Annotated in this window: 19 protein-coding genes and 1 pseudogene; 15 read left to right on the top strand and 5 right to left on the bottom strand. The window is 31.9% G+C overall.

Going from position 1 to position 22,187, the window contains the following annotated elements:
• Positions 1 to 193: 193 nt before the first annotated feature.
• The 3 genes from SM9_RS04560 to SM9_RS04570 all read left to right on the top strand — a co-directional run bounded on the left by SM9_RS04560 (position 194) and on the right by SM9_RS04570 (position 3,804).
• Complete coding sequence (locus SM9_RS04560) at positions 194 to 679, top strand: helix-turn-helix domain-containing protein (protein WP_058739013.1); 486 nt, start codon at positions 194 to 196, stop codon at positions 677 to 679.
• A 2-nt stretch (positions 680 to 681) separates the two neighbouring features.
• Positions 682 to 1,491 (top strand): transposase, encoded by an 810-nt coding sequence (locus tag SM9_RS04565; RefSeq protein WP_198144436.1) that lies wholly within the window; start codon positions 682 to 684, stop codon positions 1,489 to 1,491.
• Positions 1,492 to 1,839: 348 nt separating this feature from the next.
• Complete coding sequence (locus SM9_RS04570; RefSeq protein WP_157064661.1) at positions 1,840 to 3,804, top strand: DUF7657 domain-containing protein; 1,965 nt, start codon at positions 1,840 to 1,842, stop codon at positions 3,802 to 3,804.
• A 43-nt stretch (positions 3,805 to 3,847) separates the two neighbouring features.
• Here the strand turns inward: SM9_RS04570 and SM9_RS04575 are convergent, their stop codons facing one another.
• Complete coding sequence (locus tag SM9_RS04575; RefSeq protein WP_058739016.1) at positions 3,848 to 5,161, bottom strand: IS4 family transposase; 1,314 nt, start codon at positions 5,159 to 5,161, stop codon at positions 3,848 to 3,850.
• Between the two features lie 647 nt (positions 5,162 to 5,808).
• On the opposite strand from SM9_RS04575, the gene SM9_RS04580 reads away from it, so the two are divergent.
• Positions 5,809 to 6,294 carry a helix-turn-helix domain-containing protein gene (locus SM9_RS04580; RefSeq protein ID WP_058739017.1) on the top strand — a complete coding sequence of 162 codons (486 nt, stop codon included), beginning with the start codon at positions 5,809 to 5,811 and terminating at the stop codon, positions 6,292 to 6,294.
• A gap of 2 nt (positions 6,295 to 6,296) precedes the next feature.
• Positions 6,297 to 7,106, top strand: coding sequence for a transposase (locus SM9_RS04585; RefSeq protein ID WP_198144436.1), 810 nt, complete (start codon positions 6,297 to 6,299; stop codon positions 7,104 to 7,106).
• A 32-nt stretch (positions 7,107 to 7,138) separates the two neighbouring features.
• Here SM9_RS04585 and SM9_RS04590 read toward each other — a convergent pair whose 3' ends face one another.
• The gene (locus SM9_RS04590; protein WP_198144438.1) at positions 7,139 to 7,420 is read right to left on the bottom strand and encodes a hypothetical protein; all 282 of its coding nucleotides are present in this window, start codon (positions 7,418 to 7,420) and stop codon (positions 7,139 to 7,141) included.
• A gap of 249 nt (positions 7,421 to 7,669) precedes the next feature.
• Here SM9_RS04590 and SM9_RS04595 point away from each other — a divergent pair, with 249 nt between their 5' ends.
• A complete protein-coding gene (locus tag SM9_RS04595; RefSeq protein ID WP_083495835.1) occupies positions 7,670 to 8,632 on the top strand; it encodes an alpha/beta hydrolase in 963 nt (320 codons plus the stop codon).
• Between the two features lies 1 nt (position 8,633).
• On the opposite strand, the gene SM9_RS04600 is transcribed toward SM9_RS04595, so the two are convergent.
• A complete protein-coding gene (locus SM9_RS04600; protein WP_058739020.1) occupies positions 8,634 to 9,677 on the bottom strand; it encodes an acyltransferase in 1,044 nt (347 codons plus the stop codon).
• 269 nt (positions 9,678 to 9,946) lie between these two features.
• Between SM9_RS04600 and SM9_RS04605 the strand changes: the two genes are divergently transcribed.
• The 6 genes from SM9_RS04605 (at position 9,947) to SM9_RS04630 (ending at position 17,720) form a co-directional block, all read left to right on the top strand.
• The gene (locus tag SM9_RS04605; RefSeq protein ID WP_058739021.1) at positions 9,947 to 10,093 is read left to right on the top strand and encodes a 50S ribosomal protein L40e; all 147 of its coding nucleotides are present in this window, start codon (positions 9,947 to 9,949) and stop codon (positions 10,091 to 10,093) included.
• Between the two features lie 185 nt (positions 10,094 to 10,278).
• Positions 10,279 to 11,031, top strand: coding sequence for a phosphoglycerol geranylgeranyltransferase (locus SM9_RS04610; protein ID WP_058739022.1), 753 nt, complete (start codon positions 10,279 to 10,281; stop codon positions 11,029 to 11,031).
• Positions 11,032 to 11,085: 54 nt separating this feature from the next.
• On the top strand, positions 11,086 to 12,180 hold the full coding sequence (locus tag SM9_RS04615; protein WP_058739023.1) for a DNA double-strand break repair nuclease NurA: 1,095 nt from the start codon (positions 11,086 to 11,088) through the stop codon (positions 12,178 to 12,180).
• 5 nt (positions 12,181 to 12,185) lie between these two features.
• Positions 12,186 to 13,685, top strand: coding sequence for a helicase HerA-like domain-containing protein (locus SM9_RS04620; protein WP_058739024.1), 1,500 nt, complete (start codon positions 12,186 to 12,188; stop codon positions 13,683 to 13,685).
• 124 nt (positions 13,686 to 13,809) lie between these two features.
• Positions 13,810 to 14,967, top strand: coding sequence for a metallophosphoesterase family protein (locus tag SM9_RS04625; protein WP_058739025.1), 1,158 nt, complete (start codon positions 13,810 to 13,812; stop codon positions 14,965 to 14,967).
• 2 nt (positions 14,968 to 14,969) lie between these two features.
• Positions 14,970 to 17,720 carry an AAA family ATPase gene (locus SM9_RS04630; RefSeq protein WP_058739026.1) on the top strand — a complete coding sequence of 917 codons (2,751 nt, stop codon included), beginning with the start codon at positions 14,970 to 14,972 and terminating at the stop codon, positions 17,718 to 17,720.
• A 9-nt stretch (positions 17,721 to 17,729) separates the two neighbouring features.
• Here SM9_RS04630 and SM9_RS04635 read toward each other — a convergent pair whose 3' ends face one another.
• A complete protein-coding gene (locus SM9_RS04635) occupies positions 17,730 to 18,128 on the bottom strand; it encodes a hypothetical protein (RefSeq protein WP_058739027.1) in 399 nt (132 codons plus the stop codon).
• 85 nt (positions 18,129 to 18,213) lie between these two features.
• Here SM9_RS04635 and SM9_RS04640 point away from each other — a divergent pair, with 85 nt between their 5' ends.
• The 3 genes and pseudogenes from SM9_RS04640 to SM9_RS04650 all read left to right on the top strand — a co-directional run bounded on the left by SM9_RS04640 (position 18,214) and on the right by SM9_RS04650 (position 21,491).
• The gene (locus SM9_RS04640) at positions 18,214 to 19,497 is read left to right on the top strand and encodes a Mur ligase family protein (RefSeq protein ID WP_058739028.1); all 1,284 of its coding nucleotides are present in this window, start codon (positions 18,214 to 18,216) and stop codon (positions 19,495 to 19,497) included.
• A 66-nt stretch (positions 19,498 to 19,563) separates the two neighbouring features.
• Positions 19,564 to 20,820: a hypothetical protein gene (locus SM9_RS04645; protein WP_232299182.1), complete on the top strand. Its 1,257-nt coding sequence runs from the start codon at positions 19,564 to 19,566 to the stop codon at positions 20,818 to 20,820.
• Positions 20,821 to 20,838: 18 nt separating this feature from the next.
• Positions 20,839 to 21,491 (top strand): annotated as a pseudogene (locus tag SM9_RS04650) (nucleotidyltransferase family protein).
• Here the strand turns inward: SM9_RS04650 and SM9_RS04655 are convergent.
• Positions 21,480 to 22,160, bottom strand: coding sequence for a DUF169 domain-containing protein (locus SM9_RS04655; protein WP_058739029.1), 681 nt, complete (start codon positions 22,158 to 22,160; stop codon positions 21,480 to 21,482). The pseudogene SM9_RS04650 and the gene SM9_RS04655 sit on opposite strands and share 12 nt — an antisense overlap.
• Positions 22,161 to 22,187: the final 27 nt, after the last annotated feature.

Here is a 22,187-nt window from a genome sequence, read left to right on the forward strand (position 1 = left end):
TTATATTTAAACTCCTATTTTCTTTTTTTGTTTAAATTATATTATCTTATATTATTTATTTTAAAGTTACTTTTTTGTTTATTTTCTTTTTAAGTTATATTTTATGACATTTTACAACCCTGTTAATTTAAGAAATTTTTGATATAAGTTTCGGACAAAAAATATTTATATTAAATGTGACTAAAATATTAATATGAGTAGGAATGCTTATATTAACAAAGAAATCCCACTTTCTAAAATTCATGAAGTTAAAGCGGATTTAAAGTGTTATGTCGAATTTTATGAAAAAATCACATTTATTGAAGACATATATGCTGGCGAAACAGTAAAATATGCTATAAAAAAACGTGGGAAAACAATTACAACTGGCCATGCATGGTTAAAAGCTTGGAATGAAGAAGGATTTGATGGATTACTTCGAAAAGAAGGATCTGGACGAAAAACAAAATTATCAGAAAAACAATTTGAAAAACTAAAAGAAAACATAATAAATAAACAATTAACAAGTGTTCGAGAAGTAAAACATGAAATAATCGAAAAATTCGGTGTTGTTTACAGTGATAGACAAATTAGAAGAATAATGAAGAGATTAGGCTTCGGATATGGAAAACCATATATTATTCCTACTGAAGCGCCAGAAAATGCTTCAGAACAACTAAAAAAAACACCAAAGAAATAGATTTGGAAAAAGAGATTTTAGTGTTCGCTGATCAGACAGCAGTGCAAAATAAAGATAATACAAGTCGATTATACTATTTATTGGGAACAAAAAATAGGCAGACAAAAATAACTACAAGAATAAAATTAAACGCAAATGGATATCAAGCAACAAATGGCAATTCATTAATCCTATTTCAACCAAATACTCGTACATTTGAGGAAATAAAATCATTAATCCAGCTTAGAATTGTCAATTGTGAAAATGAAGATTTAATATCTGAACTTAAAAATATTTTGACCGATGCGAAATTAGACGAAACTAAAATATATAATCAATTAAAAGCTGAAAACACAATAGACATATTAAAAAATGAATTTAATGAATTTATAGCAAATAATAATAGTTCTGAAAAACAATTCCTTGTAAAAATAAAGAATAAAGCAAACAAATTAAATCCTGAAAAACACACAAACATAGAAAATATTCAAAAAGAAATACTCATCAAATCACTAAATAAAGAGTATCTAATCAACAATCTACAAAAAGAAAGAAAAATTGTAGTGATATTAGATAATTACTCAGTTCACAAAGCCAATTTAGTAATTCAAGCATCTGAAATATTAAATATAAAATTAATTCATTTACCCGTGCATTCTCCTCACTTAAATCCAATAGAACAAGTCTGGAAATCCATAAAAAAACATATGGCAAACTATTTATTTGACACGATAGAATTCATGGAAAAATTATTCGAAACAGAATTTTATAGGATTGTAAATAATGATTCATATTATAAAAATTGGATTAAAAAATTCATAGACTTTAACTAAAAAATTTTTTGTCCAAAACTATAATTATAAAAGATTACTATATATACTTTTAAAAATAAATATTCATATGAGATAATCAATGAAAGAAAACGTGAAAATATGGATTTGGATTATTTAAACCTAAATAAAAAAGAAATTTTATTGATATTGATGTGCACATTATTTTTTTCATTTTTAAGTGAATGTTATATCGTTATTTTAGAAAATTCTTCTAAAATTTTTAATGGCGGTAATTTTAATGCAATAAATTTAGTTTTTCAAATGTTTTCGTTTAAACATTTGTTTTTATTAATAATAATATTTTTTATTGTATTTACTATTCTTTTCAAAAAAGATTTAAGATATAAAATGTCTTTATTTTTATATAAATATCGTTTTTTACTTGGAATTGTTATTTTTGCAGTATGTGTTCTGTTCCAAATTCATGGATCATCATTAGGATTATTAAATTTATCAGCAAATCCACATAAATCTTTATTTGGGATTCCTTTTTTAATTCATGGTGATGAATTCAGTGTTTCTACTCCTTTTGCACTTTCACAGTACTATAGTAATTTTGCTTATTTTAGCGATATTGTACGGTCAGTACCTACTGATATGTTTTTACTCTATGGACAACCTGTTTTAGATATTGCTACTTTGTTTCGTCCATTTTTTTGGGGTTATTTATTCCTACCAAAAGGTATGGGACTTTCTTTCTATTGGATTGGCCGTTTAATTGCATTATTATTAGTTTCTTTTGAATTAGGAATGTTAATTACAAATGAAAATAAAACACTATCTCTTTCTTATTCATTATTAATCACTTTATCTCCTTTAGTTCAATGGTGGTTTGGTGTAAATTCTTTAGTTGAAATGCTTGTATTTGGTCAATTGGCTGTAATACTTCTTAATAAATTCATGATTGATAGTGAATTTAAAAACAGATTAATTTATTCAGTTTTAATCGCGATTTGTGGTGTTTCATATACTATTTCTGTCTATCCTGCCTGGCAAGTTCCAATTGCTTATATAATTTTAGCTCTAATAATATGGGTAATATATAAAAATTGGAAAGAATTTACTTATTCAAAAAAGGATTTAATACATGTAATTGTATTTTTAGCAATATTTTCAATAAGTTTATTTTATATTTTAACTAAATCTTGGGATGCTTTAATTACAACGATGAATACCTATTATCCTGGAGGAAGAAAATATTTTGGCGGAGTTGACCTATATTATGGTGCTGCAAACCCTACATATCTATTAGATTACATGAGAACACTATTTTATTCATTAACTCCAGACCAGCTCAATATAAAAATAAGTTTAGCATACTTCGTTTCATTTTTCCCATTAGGTGTAATTCTTTATTTAATAGTACAATTTGTACAAAAACAAAAAGATTTATTATTACATTTATTAATGGCAGTATATTTGTTTTTTTTAGCTTATTATTTATTCACTTTCCCAGAAATCGTTGGAAAAGTTACTCTTTTAAGCATGTCAATGAGTACAAGATTATTAGTCATTATTACATTAGTCGATTTATTCCTAGTAATCCGTTCATTGGCTTTATTAAAACCTATTACTTATTTAAAAGGATTATTTTCCAAAAAAAGTTTAATTATAAGTTTTTTATTAGTTGGTATAATCTTAGGCACTGATTTTTACTTTATGGGAACTAAATATTATTCTATTCCAATGTTAATTGTAGCACTTATATTATTTGGAATAGCTTTTTTCTTTATATTGAATAGTGGTGAAAATAAAAAGGCACAGTTTGGATTTTTATGCTGTGTAATAGTTATTTCATTAGCCTGCGGAGGTTTTGCAAACCCTGTAGAATCTGGTGTTGATTATTATTATAATCAGCCGGTTATTCAAGAAGTTTCACATATTGTGGAGAGTGATCCTAATGCTATATGGGTTGTTGAAGGTCATGAAATGTTTATTAATGAAATTATTGGTGTTGGGGCGCATACATTAAATTCTGTTAATATTTATCCAAATTTCGATTTATTCTCGAAATTAGACCCAACAAATCAAAGTTATAATACTTATAATAGATATGCTCATTTAAAAATAGTTTTCCAGAATTCATTCCCAACAGTTATTGAAATACCTTCTTCAACTACTTTGGAAAAATCGGACCATGTTGTTGTAAGCTTAAATACTCAGGATATGAAAAAATTGAATATAACATATATTCTATCAAAAGAGGATTTAAGTTCATTATCTAATGATAATGTAACATTTTCACAAATATTTGAAGATAATGGAGTTAAAATATATAAAATTAATCAATGTCGTCAAGTTGGTGAATTTTGATTCATGATTTTTTCTCCTTTATTTTAAGTTATTTCGTTTTTATTTATGTTGGTTGGTATTGGATGTTGTAACATCTGCGAACTTTTTTCTTTCTGGGTGTTGTTTTGTTTTTCTTTACTCTATTTGGATATCGCATGCAGGATTTGTGGAAATTTTTCATCAGTTTTTCTTGTATTTTTCGCGATTTTGAAAGTAGGATTAAAAGTAGTTTATCTTTTAAGTTTCTTATTAAATTGGCTTGATCTACTTGATATTTTCTATAATCGCCGATTTGTTCTTTTTTATTTTTTATGAGTTTGTTGAATTTGATTTTGAGGTAGTGGAATATGTTGAATTTTAGAAATTTACTGTATATGTCTTGTTCGATGCATATTCGTCTTTTTCCACTGTAATTTTCAATATATATTCTGTTTTTCATTGTATTATAATTTGTTTCTATTCCCCATCGTAATTTATAAATTTCTCCTATTTCCTTGGTGCCTAGTACTTTTTTTGGAATATTTGTTAATAATGAGTATTTTTCACCATTTTTATTTGTTATTGTGATTATTCGCAGGTTTATTGTCCATTTTTTAGAATAAATGTTTTTTAATTCGGGGTCATGGAATTTTTTAAGGCAGTCTTTTGTGATTTTTAAACTAATGGGTGAATCTTCTTGTTTTATATTCATTCTTTCTTCTATATAACTATCTTTTCTTAATCTTACTATGAAATATGAGTTCATTTCTATTATTTTTGCGTATAATTCCATTGCTGGATATCCTCTGTCCAATGTCCAAATTGTTTTCTCAGGAACAATCATATTTTTTACATCTTTGAGATGTTGGTGCATTAATGGTAATTCTCCTGCTTTATAATCTGCTACTGTTCCATCTAAAATAAATCCGTTTAGTACGTCTTGTATGGATGAGAATTTACACATTGCTGGTTTTCTATATTTTGGAGTATTTTTAATATTGAATTCTGCTCGTGTTTCGGGAAAATCTGGGATTTCAAAGTCTGATCCATCACCTGCACATAATCTAAACCCTTTAAAAGTCTTAAAAGTCTGATTATCATATTTATAATCTATTAATTCTAAATATCTTTTGCTAATATCTTGAAACATGATGGGTTTAATGTAAGATCTTTGAGAACTTATAAATTGTTTGCTTGGTATGTCCAATTCCGGCTTATAATTGGGGATATAATTTTCTATATCTGATTGTAACGTTTTATCTTCTTTAAAAGACAAAAATGTAGCCCAATCAGCTAAAGATAAGCTACTTTGTTCGGTAAAATGATTTCCAATGACATATTTTTCTGATTTCTGCGTTACATCATTGATGGCATCCAAAACATGATCAAAATCAATCATACAAAAAACACCATCCCTTTAAATAAACTTATGGAATTAACAGACAAATAATACTTATTTTTCAAATTAAAGCATTTTAAGCTAAAATCATAGTTCAGGATTGAAACCGAAAAATTAATCAAACATAAAAACATACATTTAATTGGGGCGTTTTTTTGGATCATAAATAATAATATGCCCCTCTTTTTATATAAACTTATTTTAAGCACTCATTTGAATAATAGATACTAAAATACTTTTAAAATTTACATAACTTTGATGAATATCAAAGTAATTAAAAATAGATAAATATTAAAGTGAATTAATTAAATCAAAGGATACACCATTTAAATTCCATAACTTGACTATAACATTAAATATAATAACAGACAAAGTATCGTTTAATCAAAGAAAAACAAGATATAATAAATTAATTTGCAAAATAAAAAATTATAAACATAAATTAACACCAATAAAGTAATAATAATCTAATAATTTAAAAACAAAGAGTTAAAATAAAAAAATTAACTTGACGACATTGTTATTTTTAATGAAATTCCAATGTAGCATCATGTCAGTTGCTTTTGATGTTTGAGTGTGTTTTTAATTATTTTTCAATATAGTTTCGGACAAAAAATATTTATATTAAATGTGACTAAAATACTAATATGAGTAGGAATGCTTATATTAACAAAGAAATCCCACTTTCTAAAATTCATGAAGTTAAAGCGGATTTAAAGCGTTATGTCGAATTTTATGAAAAAATCACATTTATTGAAGACATATATGCTGGCGAAACAGTAAAATATGCTATAAAAAAACGTGGGAAAACAATTACAACTGGCCATGCATGGTTAAAAGCTTGGAATGAAGAAGGATTTGATGGATTACTTCGAAAAGAAGGATCTGGACGAAAAACAAAATTATCAGAAAAACAATTTGAAAAACTAAAAGAAAACATAATAAATAAACAATTAACAAGTGTTCGAGAAGTAAAACATGAAATAATCGAAAAATTCGGTGTTGTTTACAGTGATAGACAAATTAGAAGAATAATGAAGAGATTAGGCTTCGGATATGGAAAACCATATATTATTCCTACTGAAGCGCCAGAAAATGCTTCAGAACAACTAAAAAAAACACCAAAGAAATAGATTTGGAAAAAGAGATTTTAGTGTTCGCTGATCAGACAGCAGTGCAAAATAAAGATAATACAAGTCGATTATACTATTTATTGGGAACAAAAAATAGGCAGACAAAAATAACTACAAGAATAAAATTAAACGCAAATGGATATCAAGCAACAAATGGCAATTCATTAATCCTATTTCAACCAAATACTCGTACATTTGAGGAAATAAAATCATTAATCCAGCTTAGAATTGTCAATTGTGAAAATGAAGATTTAATATCTGAACTTAAAAATATTTTGACCGATGCGAAATTAGACGAAACTAAAATATATAATCAATTAAAAGCTGAAAACACAATAGACATATTAAAAAATGAATTTAATGAATTTATAGCAAATAATAATAGTTCTGAAAAACAATTCCTTGTAAAAATAAAGAATAAAGCAAACAAATTAAATCCTGAAAAACACACAAACATAGAAAATATTCAAAAAGAAATACTCATCAAATCACTAAATAAAGAGTATCTAATCAACAATCTACAAAAAGAAAGAAAAATTGTAGTGATATTAGATAATTACTCAGTTCACAAAGCCAATTTAGTAATTCAAGCATCTGAAATATTAAATATAAAATTAATTCATTTACCCGTGCATTCTCCTCACTTAAATCCAATAGAACAAGTCTGGAAATCCATAAAAAAACATATGGCAAACTATTTATTTGACACGATAGAATTCATGGAAAAATTATTCGAAACAGAATTTTATAGGATTGTAAATAATGATTCATATTATAAAAATTGGATTAAAAAATTCATAGACTTTAACTAAAAAATTTTTTGTCCAAAACTATAATAATTTTTTTATTCTCCTCTTTTTTGTGTTGGTGGGAATTTATTTGATGGATCTTTGATAGTTCTATTAGGATTTCGGTTATTTTCTCTATTTTTTTCTACTAAGTTCGATTGTGCAGTATTTAATATTCGTTTTATAGCATCTTTTTTTTCTTGGGGATTATCTGATAGTAAATCTGGCATGTCTAGTTTTATTAGTCCAAATAATACATTGAGATTAACTTTGTATTCGTGTTTTAGTTTTTTATTTTTGTGTTTTTCTTGTACTTTTTGGTCTGCATCGAGTTTCATTGCCATTAAGTAATTAAACATTAATTTAATGGCAGGTCAATATATTATAACTTCAAGTTATAATGGTGCAAACATTGCAAACACTGTATCAATATCTGCTTAGTGTGAATGATTTACTTCATTCACTTTTTATTTTTTTAGTTTGGATCAAGTCCAAAACATTCATTTTAATTGATTTTTTCATTGATTAAATTAATAGTATACTATTAACTATCATAATTATTGACTTTATAATTAATTTAACAGATTATGTCAACTAAAACCAATTTGCAGTCATGGCTAATCTACATCAATCGATACAATTATCTATTTTTCAATAAACTACATTTAAAATATAAATATCTTGCTTTACATATTCCAATTAAGGAAATTGGTATCATGTCATTTATAGCAAAAATAGCTGAAAAGATTTTAATGTCTACAAAACCGGGTTATATGGATTTGCAGGATAAGGCCAATGAATTTTTAAAAACCAAAGAGGACAAACCTCCAAAAAGCATATTCAAAAGCTTTGATTTCAATGGGACGGAAGTCTTTCACTTTGGAGATAGAAAATCCTCTGATAAAACGATAATCTTCATTCATGGCGGAGCCTATGTAAATGAAATCAACTATCAGCATTATATATACTGCTATTTATTGTCTAAAAGACTTAATGCATATGTTCTGGCGCCAGTTTATCCGTTGGCTCCAAAGCATTCATGCCTTGAAACATTTGATTTGATGCGTGACTTATATAAGGAATATTCAAATGACAACATCATTTTGATGGGTGATTCTGCAGGAGGCGGATTTGTGCTGTCATTTTGTCAATACATAAACACTATAAATTTTAAACAGCCTGATAACATCATTGTCTTTTCTCCTTGGGTTGACATTTCAATGAGCGATGAGTATGACAGCAAATCAGATCCGATTTTAGGTGATGTTGGCCTTAGGGAAATCGGAAAGTCATGGGCAGGGGATTTGAACACCATGGAATATAGGGTAAGCCCTCTTTACGGAGACAATTCAAATTTTCCAAAAACCCTGATTTTTGCCGGTGATAGCGAAATCTTTTATAAGGATATTTTAAAGTATGTTGATAACCTTAAAAAGGATGATGTCGAATGCAGACTCATTACAGGCAAGGGTTTGTTCCATATATATCCTATGTTTCCAATTCCTGAAGCGAAAGATGCATTTAAAGAAATAAAAAAGGAGATAATGTAGATTATCTCATGTAGAGTATATATTTTCCGAACCTTGGTATTCTATAGATTATTGCGGCAGCGCTGAAGCTGAATATTATCAGTAGAATCCAAAGGATTATTGCCTTTACGGGCTCTGTAACTGGAAGCATCACTACTAATGGAAGCAATGGAAGTCTAAACAAATTATGTATTAAGAATACAGCAAAGGAATATTTTGAAAATACTTTTATTCCGCTGTAGAATCTTACGCTTTTCATCCTGGAGCATAATTCGAATAGTGCAAATGATCCAAGTAATATGAATGGGAATTCATACCACAGGAAGAAATTATAATCTTTGGTGAATGCATAATACTGGAATCCTAGGCAAATTAAAAATGAGACTATTGTCAATATCCATAATTTGGCTTTTGATATGTCTTTAAACATTCCTTTTTTAACCAGATATCCAAGAATTATGTATATACCATAAACTCCTCCACTAAAACCTAAGGAATACTGAATAGTTACATTTTTAATTCCTTGCATATCAAATATGGTTGTTACAAATGGCATTGCAAATGCCAATAGTGAAAATACAACCATTGCTTGGAATATTGTTTTTTTGTCAAAATGCTTTAGAGCACTTGCTACAAATGGCATTGAAAGATACATTCCAATAATCATTGGCATATACCACATGTGGCTAAAAAATAGATTTCCGGCCTCTACTGTATTAACTGCAGAGGACCCAACCGTTACAAATTGTAGTGTAATTGCATATATTGCAGCCCAAATTAGGGTAACAATAATTAAAGTCTTACAATTTTTACTCCAGAATTTCTTGGTTTTCATATCATCATAGCTTCTGTCGAGTAGCAAATAACCAGTAATCATTAAAAAGAATGGAACACCTATACGGCCAATGAATAATGATCCGAATTGAAATATTCTTGATGCTAATGTATGGTTTAGTATTGCATCTGATGAAATGATGTAAATCCCATCTGTTGCATGAATATATAAAACAGTCAATATTGCTATTGCTCTTACAAGGTCAATCCATTCTATTCTATTTTTACTCATTTGATAGTTTCTCCAAAAAATTAATATATAAATATTTCAATTTAAATAGTTATATAGTTAACATGTTTATTTTTTATATATAAAAAATCTGTTTTTAATAGATTATTTTTTTTATTTATAATTTTTCACTGTTAATTGGGTAAAAATATCTAAAACTTTAAATACTATTAATTTAATATAATTTATTAATAGTTATGATTATAGTAATCTCTTATTTTATTCATAACGATTATTTAATTTGATTTCATTATTATAAGGAGGAGTTATTAATGGCAAGATTTGAAGAAGCAGAAAACAGAATGTTCAATATTAAAATCTGCTTAAAATGTAACGCTCGTAACCCTGCTGGTGCAACTACTTGTAGAAAATGTGGTTACAAAGGTTTAAGATACAAAGCTAAAGAACCAAGAGGATAGATGTATTCTCTTTTTTCTTACTATTTTTTTTATTTATTTTTACGATAGATTATATTTTAGTTACTTATTTTTTCTCACGCTATCATTGTCCTCTCAATATTTTCAATAGTCATCATTTCTTAATCATAATCAGAGTGCTGATGTAAATCATTAATTTAATATATAATTTTAAATAAAGTATTTTTATGAAAGATGTAGAAGCATACATTAAAAATATTTTAAAAACTAGAAAAATTCATTTCACGTTAATTGACCCTGATGAACAGACTCCTGAAGAGGCTTTAAACATTGCAACTGAAGCTATTGAAGGTGGAACTGACGGAATTATGATTGGAGGATCTACTGTTGACAATAAGGATGTTGACGATACCTGTAAAATTTTATCCGAAAACATTGCAGTGCCTATAATCATTTTCCCAGGAAACACAAGCAGCGTAAGCAAATATGCTGATGCAATATTTTTCATGAGCTATCTCAATTCCAATAATCCTTATTGGATTATCGGTGCACAGGCTCTTGCCTCACCTGCAGTCAAACAGTCAGGAATAGAAATATTGCCTATGGGATATATGGTAGCGGAACCTGGCGGAACTGTCGGATGGGTTGGTGATGCCAAACTTGTTCCTAGAAACAAGCCTAAGATACCTGCAGTCTATGCGATGGCCTCTGAATTTTTAGGCATGAGATTCTTCTATATTGAAGCGGGATCTGGTGCGGATAAACCTATTCCTCCTGAAATGGTTGCATACATAAAAAAAGCTACTGATGATATGATTGTAGTTGTCGGCGGAGGTATCCGTGACGGCAAGGCAGCTTATACTGCAGCTAAGGCAGGCGGGGACATTATAGTTACCGGCACTGTTGTTGAAGAAACCAGTGACGTCAAAGCTAAAATTGAAGAACTTACCGGAGCTATCAAAAAGGCTTCAATGGAGTAGTTGTCAGCTGCTCTACCACTAATTTTTTTTATATATATTAACATAGTATGTATTATGTTAAAATCTCTATATATTAAAGCTCTAAATAATAGAAGATACATTCAACCAGAACCAGAAAAAAGCACGGATTTTTCTCTTGAAGGTAAATGGTTTGATAAGCCCTTTGCAAAAAGTAAAAGCGACTTTTCCATTGCTGCGGGGGATGGAAGTTTTAATATCAAAAAGTTTTTGATGTTTAACTATTGTCCGGTATCTGCTGAGGCTCTTGTTTATGACGGCAATTTGAAAAACATAGAGCAGTCAGAAATTTTTGAGATAGACCATGTTCCTTTTCTCAGGGAATTGGTTCCGAATTATATGGCAATCTTTGAACTCAAGTGCTGCCTCAAGGCAATCCGCGAATATGATGTTGACTATTACCTCTTTGACGGATCCATTTTGGGGGATTTGCAGAACCATTATCCGAAAGGTGCAAAGCAGCCTTCAGACCTTAAGGAACGTTTGACTCCAGGAGTACTGAAACTCTTTGAAGAAAATATCACTGACCTCTCCAGTCTTGATTTGTCATTTCCGGATATCAAAAGGAAAGTTTTTGTTCATGTGTCAGGTGAGGGCGAAGATAATTTTGATAGCAGTGAACTTGAAGATGTTTACAGCCTTTATCTCTCTTCAATAGAGCAGCTTCTGGTGTTGAGGGAAGTTTTAAAGAAGAATAAAAAAATCATTTCAATTTCCAAAACATCATCAAATAACGATTTGTTTCACAGCACCGCTCCGGATATTGCCATTCTGGACCAGTTCACAGAAAAGCAGGGAATTTCAAAACTGATTCACAAAAAGGTCCAGTCAAGCACTGCAGTTCCATTTCCGGTCTACAACGATTTTTTCAATGGAATGTGGTTCACAATATTTTATGTAAGGCTCAAGGAAAACAAGAATGTCCTGAAGGTTGAACTTCCATATTATGTCGAAGATGAGGATGAAATCAGACAAATAGTTGAAATAATCAAAAGAGATGCGGCTGAAGGCTATCCGTATTTGCTTAATAAGGCACATAATGATGTTGTAATTACAAACAAGCATGTTGATGAACTTTTAAAAATCAGTAGAATTTATGAAACAACAAACAGAGAACAATTGAAGAAGTGATAAAAATGACTGTAGGTTATTGTGTTGGTGAAATATCTCTATCCGAATTAACTTTTATTTCAGATAAGATGCCTCAGGTAGGCGAATATGTAACTGTAGAATATGACGGCAAGAAAGTTCTTGGAATGGTGGAAAACCTGGTGAGGGGAAACGATGCCTTAAACATTGATTTGCATGATGTCGAAGCAATCCAAACCATTGCACGCATTGGCGGAAAGGACTACTACATCAAGGGTAAGGTAAAGCTTCTGGGAGATGTAAATGATAATTTGAGGTTGCCGAGAACACCTGCGCTTCCGGGAACTCCAATCAAATTGGCTGACAAGGAAGTCCTAAACAAGGTCTTTAATGTTAAAAATCCAATCAGGTTAGGAACACTTGTTAACCAGAGGGATATTGAAGTCAATGTTGAGGCAAATCCTATTTTGAATAGGCATTTGGCTGTTTTGGCTATGACCGGTGCAGGTAAATCAAATACCGTTGCCGTTTTGATGGATCAGCTGCTCAGCTATAATGTTCCAATATTTGTATTTGATATGCACTGCGAATATAGGGATGCAGAATTTCCCAACGGAAAAGTCAATGTTATCAGGCCGAAAATCAATCCGACATACATGACATTTCCTGAAATCAAAAGACTGGTCAATATTCCAAATAATGCATATATCCAGGAAAGACACTTCAGACAGGCATTCAACCAGGCTAAAAAAGAGATTAAAGAGGGAACAGAACATACATATAAATTGTTGGATGCAATGTATGATATATTATATGCCAAATCTCAGGAGGAAGGTTCAGACAAGCAGATTGTTGATGTGATGAATAAGATTGAAGATTCCAAGGACAAGTACGGCAATCTCTTTGATAACAACATGAGCAATATTTTATCAAGTATTAAGGTAGGTCGTGTCAATGTTCTGGACTTAAGCCAGACTGGTGAATCAGTATCCGAAGTTCTTGTAAGCCATATCATGAGAAATGCTCTTCAGAGAAGAAAAAATGCAGTTCATGGCAGTTCTGATGATACACTGGATCATCCGGTATTTTTCATTATTGAGGAAGCCCACATTTTGGCTCCGAACAAACGTGATTCACAGTCCAAATACTGGATTCAAAGGGTTGCAAGGGAAGGCCGTAAGTTCGGTCTGGGATTATGTCTTGTAAGCCAGTCTCCAAAGACAGTCGACCATGACGCACTCTCTCAGATGAACAATATGATAATATTAAGGCTTGTCGAACCTGAAGACCAGAGGCATGTTCAGTCAGCTTCAGAATCCCTTTCAAAGGACCTTATCAATCAGCTGCCTTCACTGAATGTTGGGGAAGCTATTGTATTGGGACTGATGAGCAAGGTGCCGACTCTGGTTAAAATCGATGAGTTCATGGGTCGCCGTACCGGTGGAGATTTGGACATTGTCGGTGATTTGGCCAATTATAATCAGACCCAGGAAGATGAAATTAGACATCAGGAACAGGAAAGCCTTGATTTAGGTTATGATTATTAGTTAAGGTCAATATTGCTTTTAATGTAACATAAGTCTTAAATAATTGATAAATTAAATCATTACATATTAAATACTTTACAAGTGTTTAAATTGGTTATATACAAAAATTAAAAAAGGTAATATAATGAAATTTGCACATTTAGCAGACACTCATTTAGGTTATCGCCAGTTCGGTTTATATGAACGTGAAAAAGACTTTTATGAAGTGTTTGAAAAGATAATTGATAGGATAATAGAGGAAAAAGTTGATTTTGTAATACACAGCGGGGATTTGTTTGACAATTCAAGACCATCTCCAATGGCTCTTTTGACATTTCAAAAGGGTTTGATAAAGCTTAAAAATGCAAACATTCCAGTTTATGCTATTGCAGGAAACCATGACAGTGTATTGCGAAAGAATTCTATTCCTCCACAGGTGCTGTTTAAAAAATTCGGTTTGAAAGTCATAAGTCCAATCAATACTAACTACATGTATAAGGATGTTTTTATTGCAGGTCTTCCGTTTTATCCATCATCACAGGACAAGAACCTTAAGCACAAGCTTTCAGAATTGTCAAAAAAGGCTGCAAATCATGAAAAGTCCATTCTCGTATTGCACCAGGGCATAGACAAATACTTTAACCTGCAGTATGAACTGGAAATAGGTGACATTCCGGACAATTTCACATATTATGCGATGGGACACCTTCACAATTATATCAACGATGACTTTGGAAATGGTAAACTCGTATATCCAGGATCCAGTGAGGTCTGGAAAACAACAGAGCTTGGAGATTATAGAAAAAACGGCAAGGGTTTTGTCATTGTAGATATGGACGGTACAAAACCATCCGTGGAAAGGATAAAAATTGACCTTCCCCGTGAGTTCATTGAAAAGACACTTGACTATGATAACCTTGGAAGCGGCGTTGATGCCATAAAACAGACAATAAAGAGTTTCGACAAAAAGCCTGTTTTAAACCTGACGGTCAATAATGTCACTTCAACAAGCACTGCATATGAAATAATTAATAATGAGCTTGAAGATTTGGCTTTAATGATCAGGCCTAAATTCATCACACCCGGTGAGGAAAACATTGATTTAATCATTGATAAGGAAAATGCCTTAGGTCCTATTGAGGTTTTATCCTCAAGACTGGAAAGCTATGATGATGAGGATGTAACCAAATTTGCAACAGAGCTGTATAATCTGCTTTCAAAAGACAAGAATGAAGAAGCCATGGAGTTGGTGGATGAGTTTTATCGTGAAAAGTATCCCATTGAAGAGGTAGAGGAGGATTAATAATGATTTTTAAACGCTTAAGATTAAAGAATTTCAAATCCTATGCAAGTGAAATTATTAATTTTGATAAGGGAATCACAGTTATAGTCGGTGAAAATGGTGCCGGTAAATCCTCAATTTTTGAAGCAATCAGCTTTGCTTTATTTAAACAGCACACCGCAGGAAAGATAGGTGATTTGGTTAGAAACAATACTGAAAATATGAGCGTTGAGCTTGATTTCGTATCAAGAGGAAAGGAATACAGGATAATCCGTGACAAGACCAAATCCAAAACAGTATCCAGACTTCTCACCAAGACTTCAAGCGACAGTGAATTCATGTCATTATGTTCCGGAGAGCGAGAAGTGTCAGACAACATTCAGGCAATACTGGAAATGGATGCAAATCTCTTTTTGAATGCAATTTATGTGAGGCAGGGTGAAATTGCAGAACTTGTTGACAAGACTCCTGCAGAAAAGAAACTGTTGATTGGAAGATTGCTTGGTCTTGATTCATTGGAAACTGCCTGGAATAATATGATTCCATTAATCAGAGAATATGAAAACAAGCTTTCAGAAATAAAAGGTAAGTTATATTCCAAGGATGCATTGAAAGAGGAATATGAAACCAAATCCAAGGAATTAAATGCATTGAAATCAAGAGGTCACGAATTGGAATCACAAATTGAAGAGGTTAAAAACCTTATAAGTGAAATTTCCGAAAGCAAACGTGATATGGAACGTGAAAAGGAAATCTATGAAACTCAAATGAATAATCTCTCCAATGAAAAGCAGACACTTGAAAGACTTGAAAAGGATAAGCATCAGCTTCAGGAAAATCTTGATAGAATACGCGAATCAGAAGCGGAAATCGAACGCCTGGAGAAATATGTATCCAAACTTGATGTTTACCTTGACTTTGAAAAATCTGTTGTCAGCATCCAGTCATTAAAAGAGTCAGAAATCGAAATTGAAGATAAAATAGATTCCATAAAAGAACAGAAACATTTGATTCATGCCAAAAAAGAAGGATATAACAATTATCTAAAATCAGATGAACTAATTACTAAATTGACTAATCAAAAAATCGATTTGGAGAAGGAATTGGCTACTATCACTCAACTTGAAAAGGACAAAAAAAAGCTTTTGCATAGCATAGAATCTGACAGGAATGATATTGAGGAATTTTTCTCTCTTTCAAAAGAAAAACTCTTGGACTATGGTGTTTCACAGGATGAGCTTGCCGAAGTTGATGATTTAAAGAAATTAAGCGACTCTACAAATAAATTACTTGAAGACATTTCAACCAAAATCGAAGATCTGACTAATGACATCAATTCCAAAAAGGAAAATATCGTTGTATTCAAGCAGGCTATTGCCTCTGCTGAAAAGCCATTGGAAGAATTGGCCGATGTTGAAAACAAATGTCCTGTTTGTCAGTCAGACATTGATGATGCTAAAAAAGAGGAACTGATTTCCCAGTATAAAAGTGACATTGAGGAAAATACCAAATCCATTTCTGAAACTGAAGAGACAATCAGGCTTTTTGACAAAAACAAGGACAGCTTCAAGGAAAAAGAATCCAAAGTTAAAAAATTGTCCGAAGATATTTTGGAATACAAATACAAGTTTTCCAACCTTCAAAAGGACTTGCAGCGTTTATGCGAGATTGATGAAGGTTTGGATGCAAAGGAATACATCGGAAACAAGCTAGGTGAATTGATTTTGGAAATTGCAAGAGAAAAGGAAAATCGCGAAAGCTTCAAGCAAGACCATGAGGATTATAACAAATCAAAAGGTGCTTTGGATGTTTTAGGCAGCCAGACTGAAGCCGAATACAAACTAAAGCAAATTAAAAATGAGATTGATGTCCATGTTAAAAACATCAAATTGGCTATTGAAAACGACCCTCATTTAAGTGGGGATATGGATAATCTTGAGCTCAAGCAGCGTATTGACGATTTGAAGGAAAAGAACGAGCAGTACAATCAGCTCAAGGGATTTGTCAAAAACAAGAATACTGTCGTTTCCCAATTCGAATCCGTCAAGGAAGACATAGGTGTTTCAAACAATCAGCTTGAAATCATCCAGAATAAGATAAATGCATCAACTTATGATAAGGAAAAATACGAACAGATTACTTATCGTGATGAGATGTATTCCAGAAGACATGAATCATTTACCAATGAGCTGTCAGAAATCAAGGGAAGGGCAAGAGAGCTTATCAATGTTCACAAGTCCCTGGCTGAAAAGATCAAGAACAATGACAGATTCCAACAGGAATATGATAACATTTCACAATATCTTGTTTTGCTAAAGGATATTCGTGAATTATATGGTAAAAACGGAATCCAAAAAGAATTGAGGAATAATTCAAGACCTATCATCCAGAAAAACACTAAAAAATTCTTTGATGATTTTAACTTCAACTATTCTGATTTGCTCTTGGATGAGGATTATAATGTTGTTGTAAGGGGTCCTGAAGGTGAATCCAGCATGTCAATGGTCAGTGGTGGTGAAAAAATAGCTATTGCATTGGCTTTAAGATTAGGTATCACTAAGTCAATGGCTAAAGGTGATTTGGAAACTATCCTCCTGGATGAACCTACAATTCATTTGGATGATGCCAGAAGACAGGAATTAATCAATCTGTTAAAAGAGATGTCACTGCTTCCTCAAATGATTATAGTAACTCACGAAAATCAGTTGGAAAGTGCTGCGGATAATCTCATTAAGGTAGAAAAAGAAAATGGAATTTCAAAAATAGTAAATTAATTTTACTATTTATTCCATCATTTCATCTGAATTTTTTATGGAATCGACTATGCAGTTTGCATTCCATCCGACAATTGTTGCAGCTTTTTGTTCTAGTTCTTCGGGAACTTCTTCAAGTCCGTATGGTCTTACAAGGACTATTGGAATATTGTATTCCTGGGCTGCATCAACCAGTTCGTCTATTTTTTCCTTGTTGTCTTTGTATAATCCTGCAAGTATGATTACTCCATCCACTTTTTTAAAGAACTCTTCGCCTGCAGTTGAATATGATGGAGATATTGATTCTTTCCATAGGAAATCTGTTTTTGAGAATAATTTTTCAGTGAATTGACCGTATTCCTTGTTTTTATCAATCCCATTGCTTATAATCAAATTATAAATTTTATCGTCTTTATCATCTTCAAACATCATTTCACCTAAAAAAATATATTTAATTAAGTAGTTAAATTAATAATATATTTTATAGTAATTTATTTTAAGGTTTATGTTTTTTATGAGAGCGGCGGTTATTGGTTTAGGTGTTGAAGGTAAAAAGGCAGTTAATTCACTTTTGAAACATGGTTGGGAAGTTTATGCTAGTGATTTGAATAGTAATATTGATTTGTCTGATTTGGACTTGCCAGGCATTTCCCTGAATTTTTTAGATGGTGGAGAAACATTTTCAATTGTTTCAGATACTTTAACTTTGGATTTGGGTTTTACCAATTCACAGGCCATTGATGAATGTGATGCGATTGCCATCAGTCCAAGTATGTATGGTGGCTCTTTTGCTACTAAACTGTTGAGTGAAGGCGATTTGTTGAGTGATGTCCTATCCAATCACAAGAAGATATTTTCAATAGGCATTACTGGAACCAATGGTAAGACCACTACTGTTCACATGCTGAAATCCATTTTGGAAAATGCTGGAAAGAAAGTTCTAGTTGGGGGAAACGGTGGTGGAGGCTTTTCAGGATATTATGATTTGATGCTTGAGGCTGAAAACGGAGACTATGATGTAATTCTTGTTGAGGTCTGTGACATGACTTTGGATTTCTGCAGCTATGCATTTGATTTTGATATTGTGGGATTGACAAATATCGGAAACGACCACATGGATGTTCACAAGACAATTGCAAACTATAAGGATTCCCTGGTTAGATTTTTCACAGGAAAAGAGATTTTCACAGCATATAATCAGGACTTCAACAGTGATTTCAAGGATGTCTCTTCAAAGCACATATCTTATTTTGAATATCAGGATGAATTGAAGGTTTTCGGTAAATTCAACAGGCTTAATGCAGGTCTTGCTATGGCGATTGCAGCTGAATTGAAGATACCAAAAGATGTTATCAAAGATACATTGTCTGATTTTGAAGCTGTCAGTGGTCGTTTGGATGTTTATAAGATTAATGACGCATTGGTTTATGTTGGAAAAACAGACAATTCAGATGCATTGAAATCTGTCCTGTCAGAAAAGGATTTCTATGCAATTTTTATTGGCACTCCAAGATCCCATGAGTCACACAGGCTAGACATTGTTGATGAAGCTGTCAAATATAATCCTGAAGTCATTGTAGTTTTCCCAGGACTGGACGATAATCTTGATTTACTTTTATACCGTCTTAATTACTTGAAATACAGGGGACGTGTTTTAACTGCAACTTCTTTGGATGATATAATTGCTTATGTTGCAGAATTTTCACATGAGGAGGCAATGCTTATTGGTGGAAACGGTCAGGAAGCAATTATTAATATTCAAGAAAGGATTAAACTCATTTCTGAAAAACTTTCATAAACATTATATATAAATAGTAATAACTTTATATTTATATATTGTATAACATATTAGGGTGTTTATTAAATGAGTACTAAATGGAGAAATACATCAGTTAAAATTGTTTTAATTTTATTTGTTGTTTGTATAATGCTATTTGCATTTTCTTTTGTAAATCATACTTCATTTACTGGTAAATCATTTGCAGAGGCTTATGGTTTGCCAATCGGACAATCAATGTTTGATGGAGATTCAATATTGGATGATAAAGCTCCTGTTGAAGTTCCATTGCTTGGAAATCCATTATTTATTGTTCATGAAATCACAACCCTTGATTTGAAGGGTCTTTTAATGACTTTAACTACTGGTTATGTTCCTTTTGATTATTCAACAATATCCTCTGAAGGTATTGATTCCTATGGAAATGCTCGCGGTTTTGAAGGTCCGGGTTATTTAACTTTGGATGGTGATAAGTTGGCTGTTAAGGCTCCGGATAATTATATATGGGGTTACAGTTCACCGTATAAGGTCTTGACAAAAACTAATAGTGGGGTGGATGTTGTCGAAAACGGCACTGTTGTTCAATCAGTTCCTACAGACAAAATCAAGGAATTGAATTTCCATAACGATTTCTATAATGTTACGTCAATCTTGAACTGGTATAACAATGATGCAACTGTTGGATCAAACTTTACATTGGAAAAAGGTATTGTAGGATTTTCAGATGGAAGAAACAATATCAGTTATAGTGATGTCGAACGTATTTTCGGTAAAAATGTATCAGATTATGTGGACGCATATCCTGCAGGCTCTCCAATTGTACTGTATATGGGAAATACCACTGAAGTTGCTGCTGAAGATTATTATACATACTTGGGATCACACCCTGAATATGGAGATAGTGTAAGGGAATACAATGCAAGGCAATTTGTAGAAGCATGGAATAATACTGTCATTCCACCACATTCTTCTGGAAATGGACATGACTATGTTTCATTCGGTTCTGCAGCTGATGCTTCTGCTCCTGGAGGAAGTGCAGCTCACGGTGTTTGTCCACCTGCAAGAGCTTTAAGGGCAGCAGTATTGGGTGAAGGTTTCAGTTTACCTGTAGGTATGGATGGGTCTGAAAATGCAGTATTGTTCGGTTACAACCCTGCAAGAGATATTAAAGTAACTAATACTCATGATTTCCCAGTTAAAATTATAATGTGGACTCAAGGTGAAGGTACTGGTATGGCGATTTATGCTAAACTTATTAGATATGTGCCTACAGACCAAGTCAATACCAGTAATCTGACTACCAATGCCACAATTTCTCAGGATATAGGTAATTCATCTACCTAATCTCTTCTTTTTTTTATTATGTCAATTTCAGCCATTATCACAGCAGCAGGAAAGAATTCCAGAATGCGAAAAGACCAGATTTCCAGAAATCTGGAAGTTAAAAATAAGCTTATTTTACCATTCAACAATAAGACTGTTTTGGAGACAACAATTGACAATACATTATCTGCAAATATTGATGAATGCATTGTGGTACTTGGCCATTATAGTGATGAAATAATTGAAGCTATTTCTGATAATTACAAAGACTCGGTTAAGTTCATTATAAACAATCCCTGTGATGTAGGTTTGTCCACTTCATTGTACAATGGTTTATCAAATCTGACCTCAGATTTTGCACTGTGCGTTACCGGAGACCAGCCAACCGTATCAACAGAAACATTCAACAGAATGATTGATGTATTGTATAAATGTGAAAATCCATTTAATACAATTTCAATATTGAGAAGAAGAAAGACAGGTTTGCTTGATACCGCAGAAGGACTTGGAATGCCTTTTGCAGCTCCAAGAGTCAATCTCATGAAATACCTTGAAAACGAGGACGATAATCTAAATCCAATTTTAAGAAAAATATTTGCTGATGGCTATACATTTTACGGAATAAAAGAAAAAATAAAAAAGAGTTATTGAATATCAATCATTATGATGATTATCTGGAATTAAGCCATTGATTCAAGTCCGGAAATCATATCATCTATTTTTTCAGCGCTGATGCCGATAGTCATTTCATTGTCCTTAATATCAGCAGCCTTTCTGGAACCGTCACAGCCTAATGTAAAGTTAAATCCGCCTGAAATATATGGATTTGCAAAGGCGTCTCCACATAATGACTGAATACCGGCAAAACTAGGATTGACTTTATCTCCAGATGAATAAACGATACTTTGTGCAAGTTTCATTCCGCCGACAGGTTCAGTTATTACCTGAATGACATCTGCCTTAAAGTCAGCTTCATCAAGAGGGGCATATATCATTCCCCAGTGTTTATCTTCAACAATTGATAGTTTTGAAGTTACACTTTTTGCGGTTTCCAAATCCTTGAATCTTCCTAATGAAAAGTATTTTTCACCGTTCGCCAATTTTTCAGGCATGTCTCTTAATCCGATTGCTCCTGCTCCACCAAGACACATTTGCTCTTCGACTGTGGAATAGAATTTTTCACCGAGTGATGCTTTTCTAACCATTTCACAGTGTCTTACCTTTTGATCAATTAATTCGAATCCTTCAGGAACATCATCTTCACTTTCAATCAGTTTCATAGCTACAGGTTTGCAAGTCAATTTAACTTTTGAAGCTATAACTTCAGCATATTTTTGATTTTTTTCTAAATCACTACTCATATTACTCACCTATTTATTAGTTTATCA

It is taken from the genome of Methanobrevibacter millerae (genome assembly GCF_001477655.1).
GTDB lineage: Archaea > Methanobacteriota > Methanobacteria > Methanobacteriales > Methanobacteriaceae > Methanocatella > Methanocatella millerae_A.

Excerpts from the sequence above, each read along its gene's own strand:
- SM9_RS04560 (WP_058739013.1), top strand. The coding sequence starts at position 194 with ATGAGTAGGAATGCTTATATTAACAAAGAAATCCCACTTTCTAAAATT.
- SM9_RS04570 (WP_157064661.1), top strand. The coding sequence starts at position 1,840 with ATGTCTTTATTTTTATATAAATATCGTTTTTTACTTGGAATTGTTATT.
- SM9_RS04575 (WP_058739016.1), bottom strand. The coding sequence starts at position 5,161 with ATGATTGATTTTGATCATGTTTTGGATGCCATCAATGATGTAACGCAG.
- SM9_RS04580 (WP_058739017.1), top strand. The coding sequence starts at position 5,809 with ATGAGTAGGAATGCTTATATTAACAAAGAAATCCCACTTTCTAAAATT.
- SM9_RS04590 (WP_198144438.1), bottom strand. The coding sequence starts at position 7,420 with ATGAAACTCGATGCAGACCAAAAAGTACAAGAAAAACACAAAAATAAA.
- SM9_RS04595 (WP_083495835.1), top strand. The coding sequence starts at position 7,670 with ATGTCAACTAAAACCAATTTGCAGTCATGGCTAATCTACATCAATCGA.
- SM9_RS04600 (WP_058739020.1), bottom strand. The coding sequence starts at position 9,677 with ATGAGTAAAAATAGAATAGAATGGATTGACCTTGTAAGAGCAATAGCA.
- SM9_RS04605 (WP_058739021.1), top strand. The coding sequence starts at position 9,947 with ATGGCAAGATTTGAAGAAGCAGAAAACAGAATGTTCAATATTAAAATC.
- SM9_RS04610 (WP_058739022.1), top strand. The coding sequence starts at position 10,279 with ATGAAAGATGTAGAAGCATACATTAAAAATATTTTAAAAACTAGAAAA.
- SM9_RS04615 (WP_058739023.1), top strand. The coding sequence starts at position 11,086 with ATGTTAAAATCTCTATATATTAAAGCTCTAAATAATAGAAGATACATT.
- SM9_RS04620 (WP_058739024.1), top strand. The coding sequence starts at position 12,186 with ATGACTGTAGGTTATTGTGTTGGTGAAATATCTCTATCCGAATTAACT.
- SM9_RS04625 (WP_058739025.1), top strand. The coding sequence starts at position 13,810 with ATGAAATTTGCACATTTAGCAGACACTCATTTAGGTTATCGCCAGTTC.
- SM9_RS04630 (WP_058739026.1), top strand. The coding sequence starts at position 14,970 with ATGATTTTTAAACGCTTAAGATTAAAGAATTTCAAATCCTATGCAAGT.
- SM9_RS04635 (WP_058739027.1), bottom strand. The coding sequence starts at position 18,128 with ATGTTTGAAGATGATAAAGACGATAAAATTTATAATTTGATTATAAGC.
- SM9_RS04640 (WP_058739028.1), top strand. The coding sequence starts at position 18,214 with ATGAGAGCGGCGGTTATTGGTTTAGGTGTTGAAGGTAAAAAGGCAGTT.
- SM9_RS04645 (WP_232299182.1), top strand. The coding sequence starts at position 19,564 with ATGAGTACTAAATGGAGAAATACATCAGTTAAAATTGTTTTAATTTTA.
- SM9_RS04655 (WP_058739029.1), bottom strand. The coding sequence starts at position 22,160 with ATGAGTAGTGATTTAGAAAAAAATCAAAAATATGCTGAAGTTATAGCT.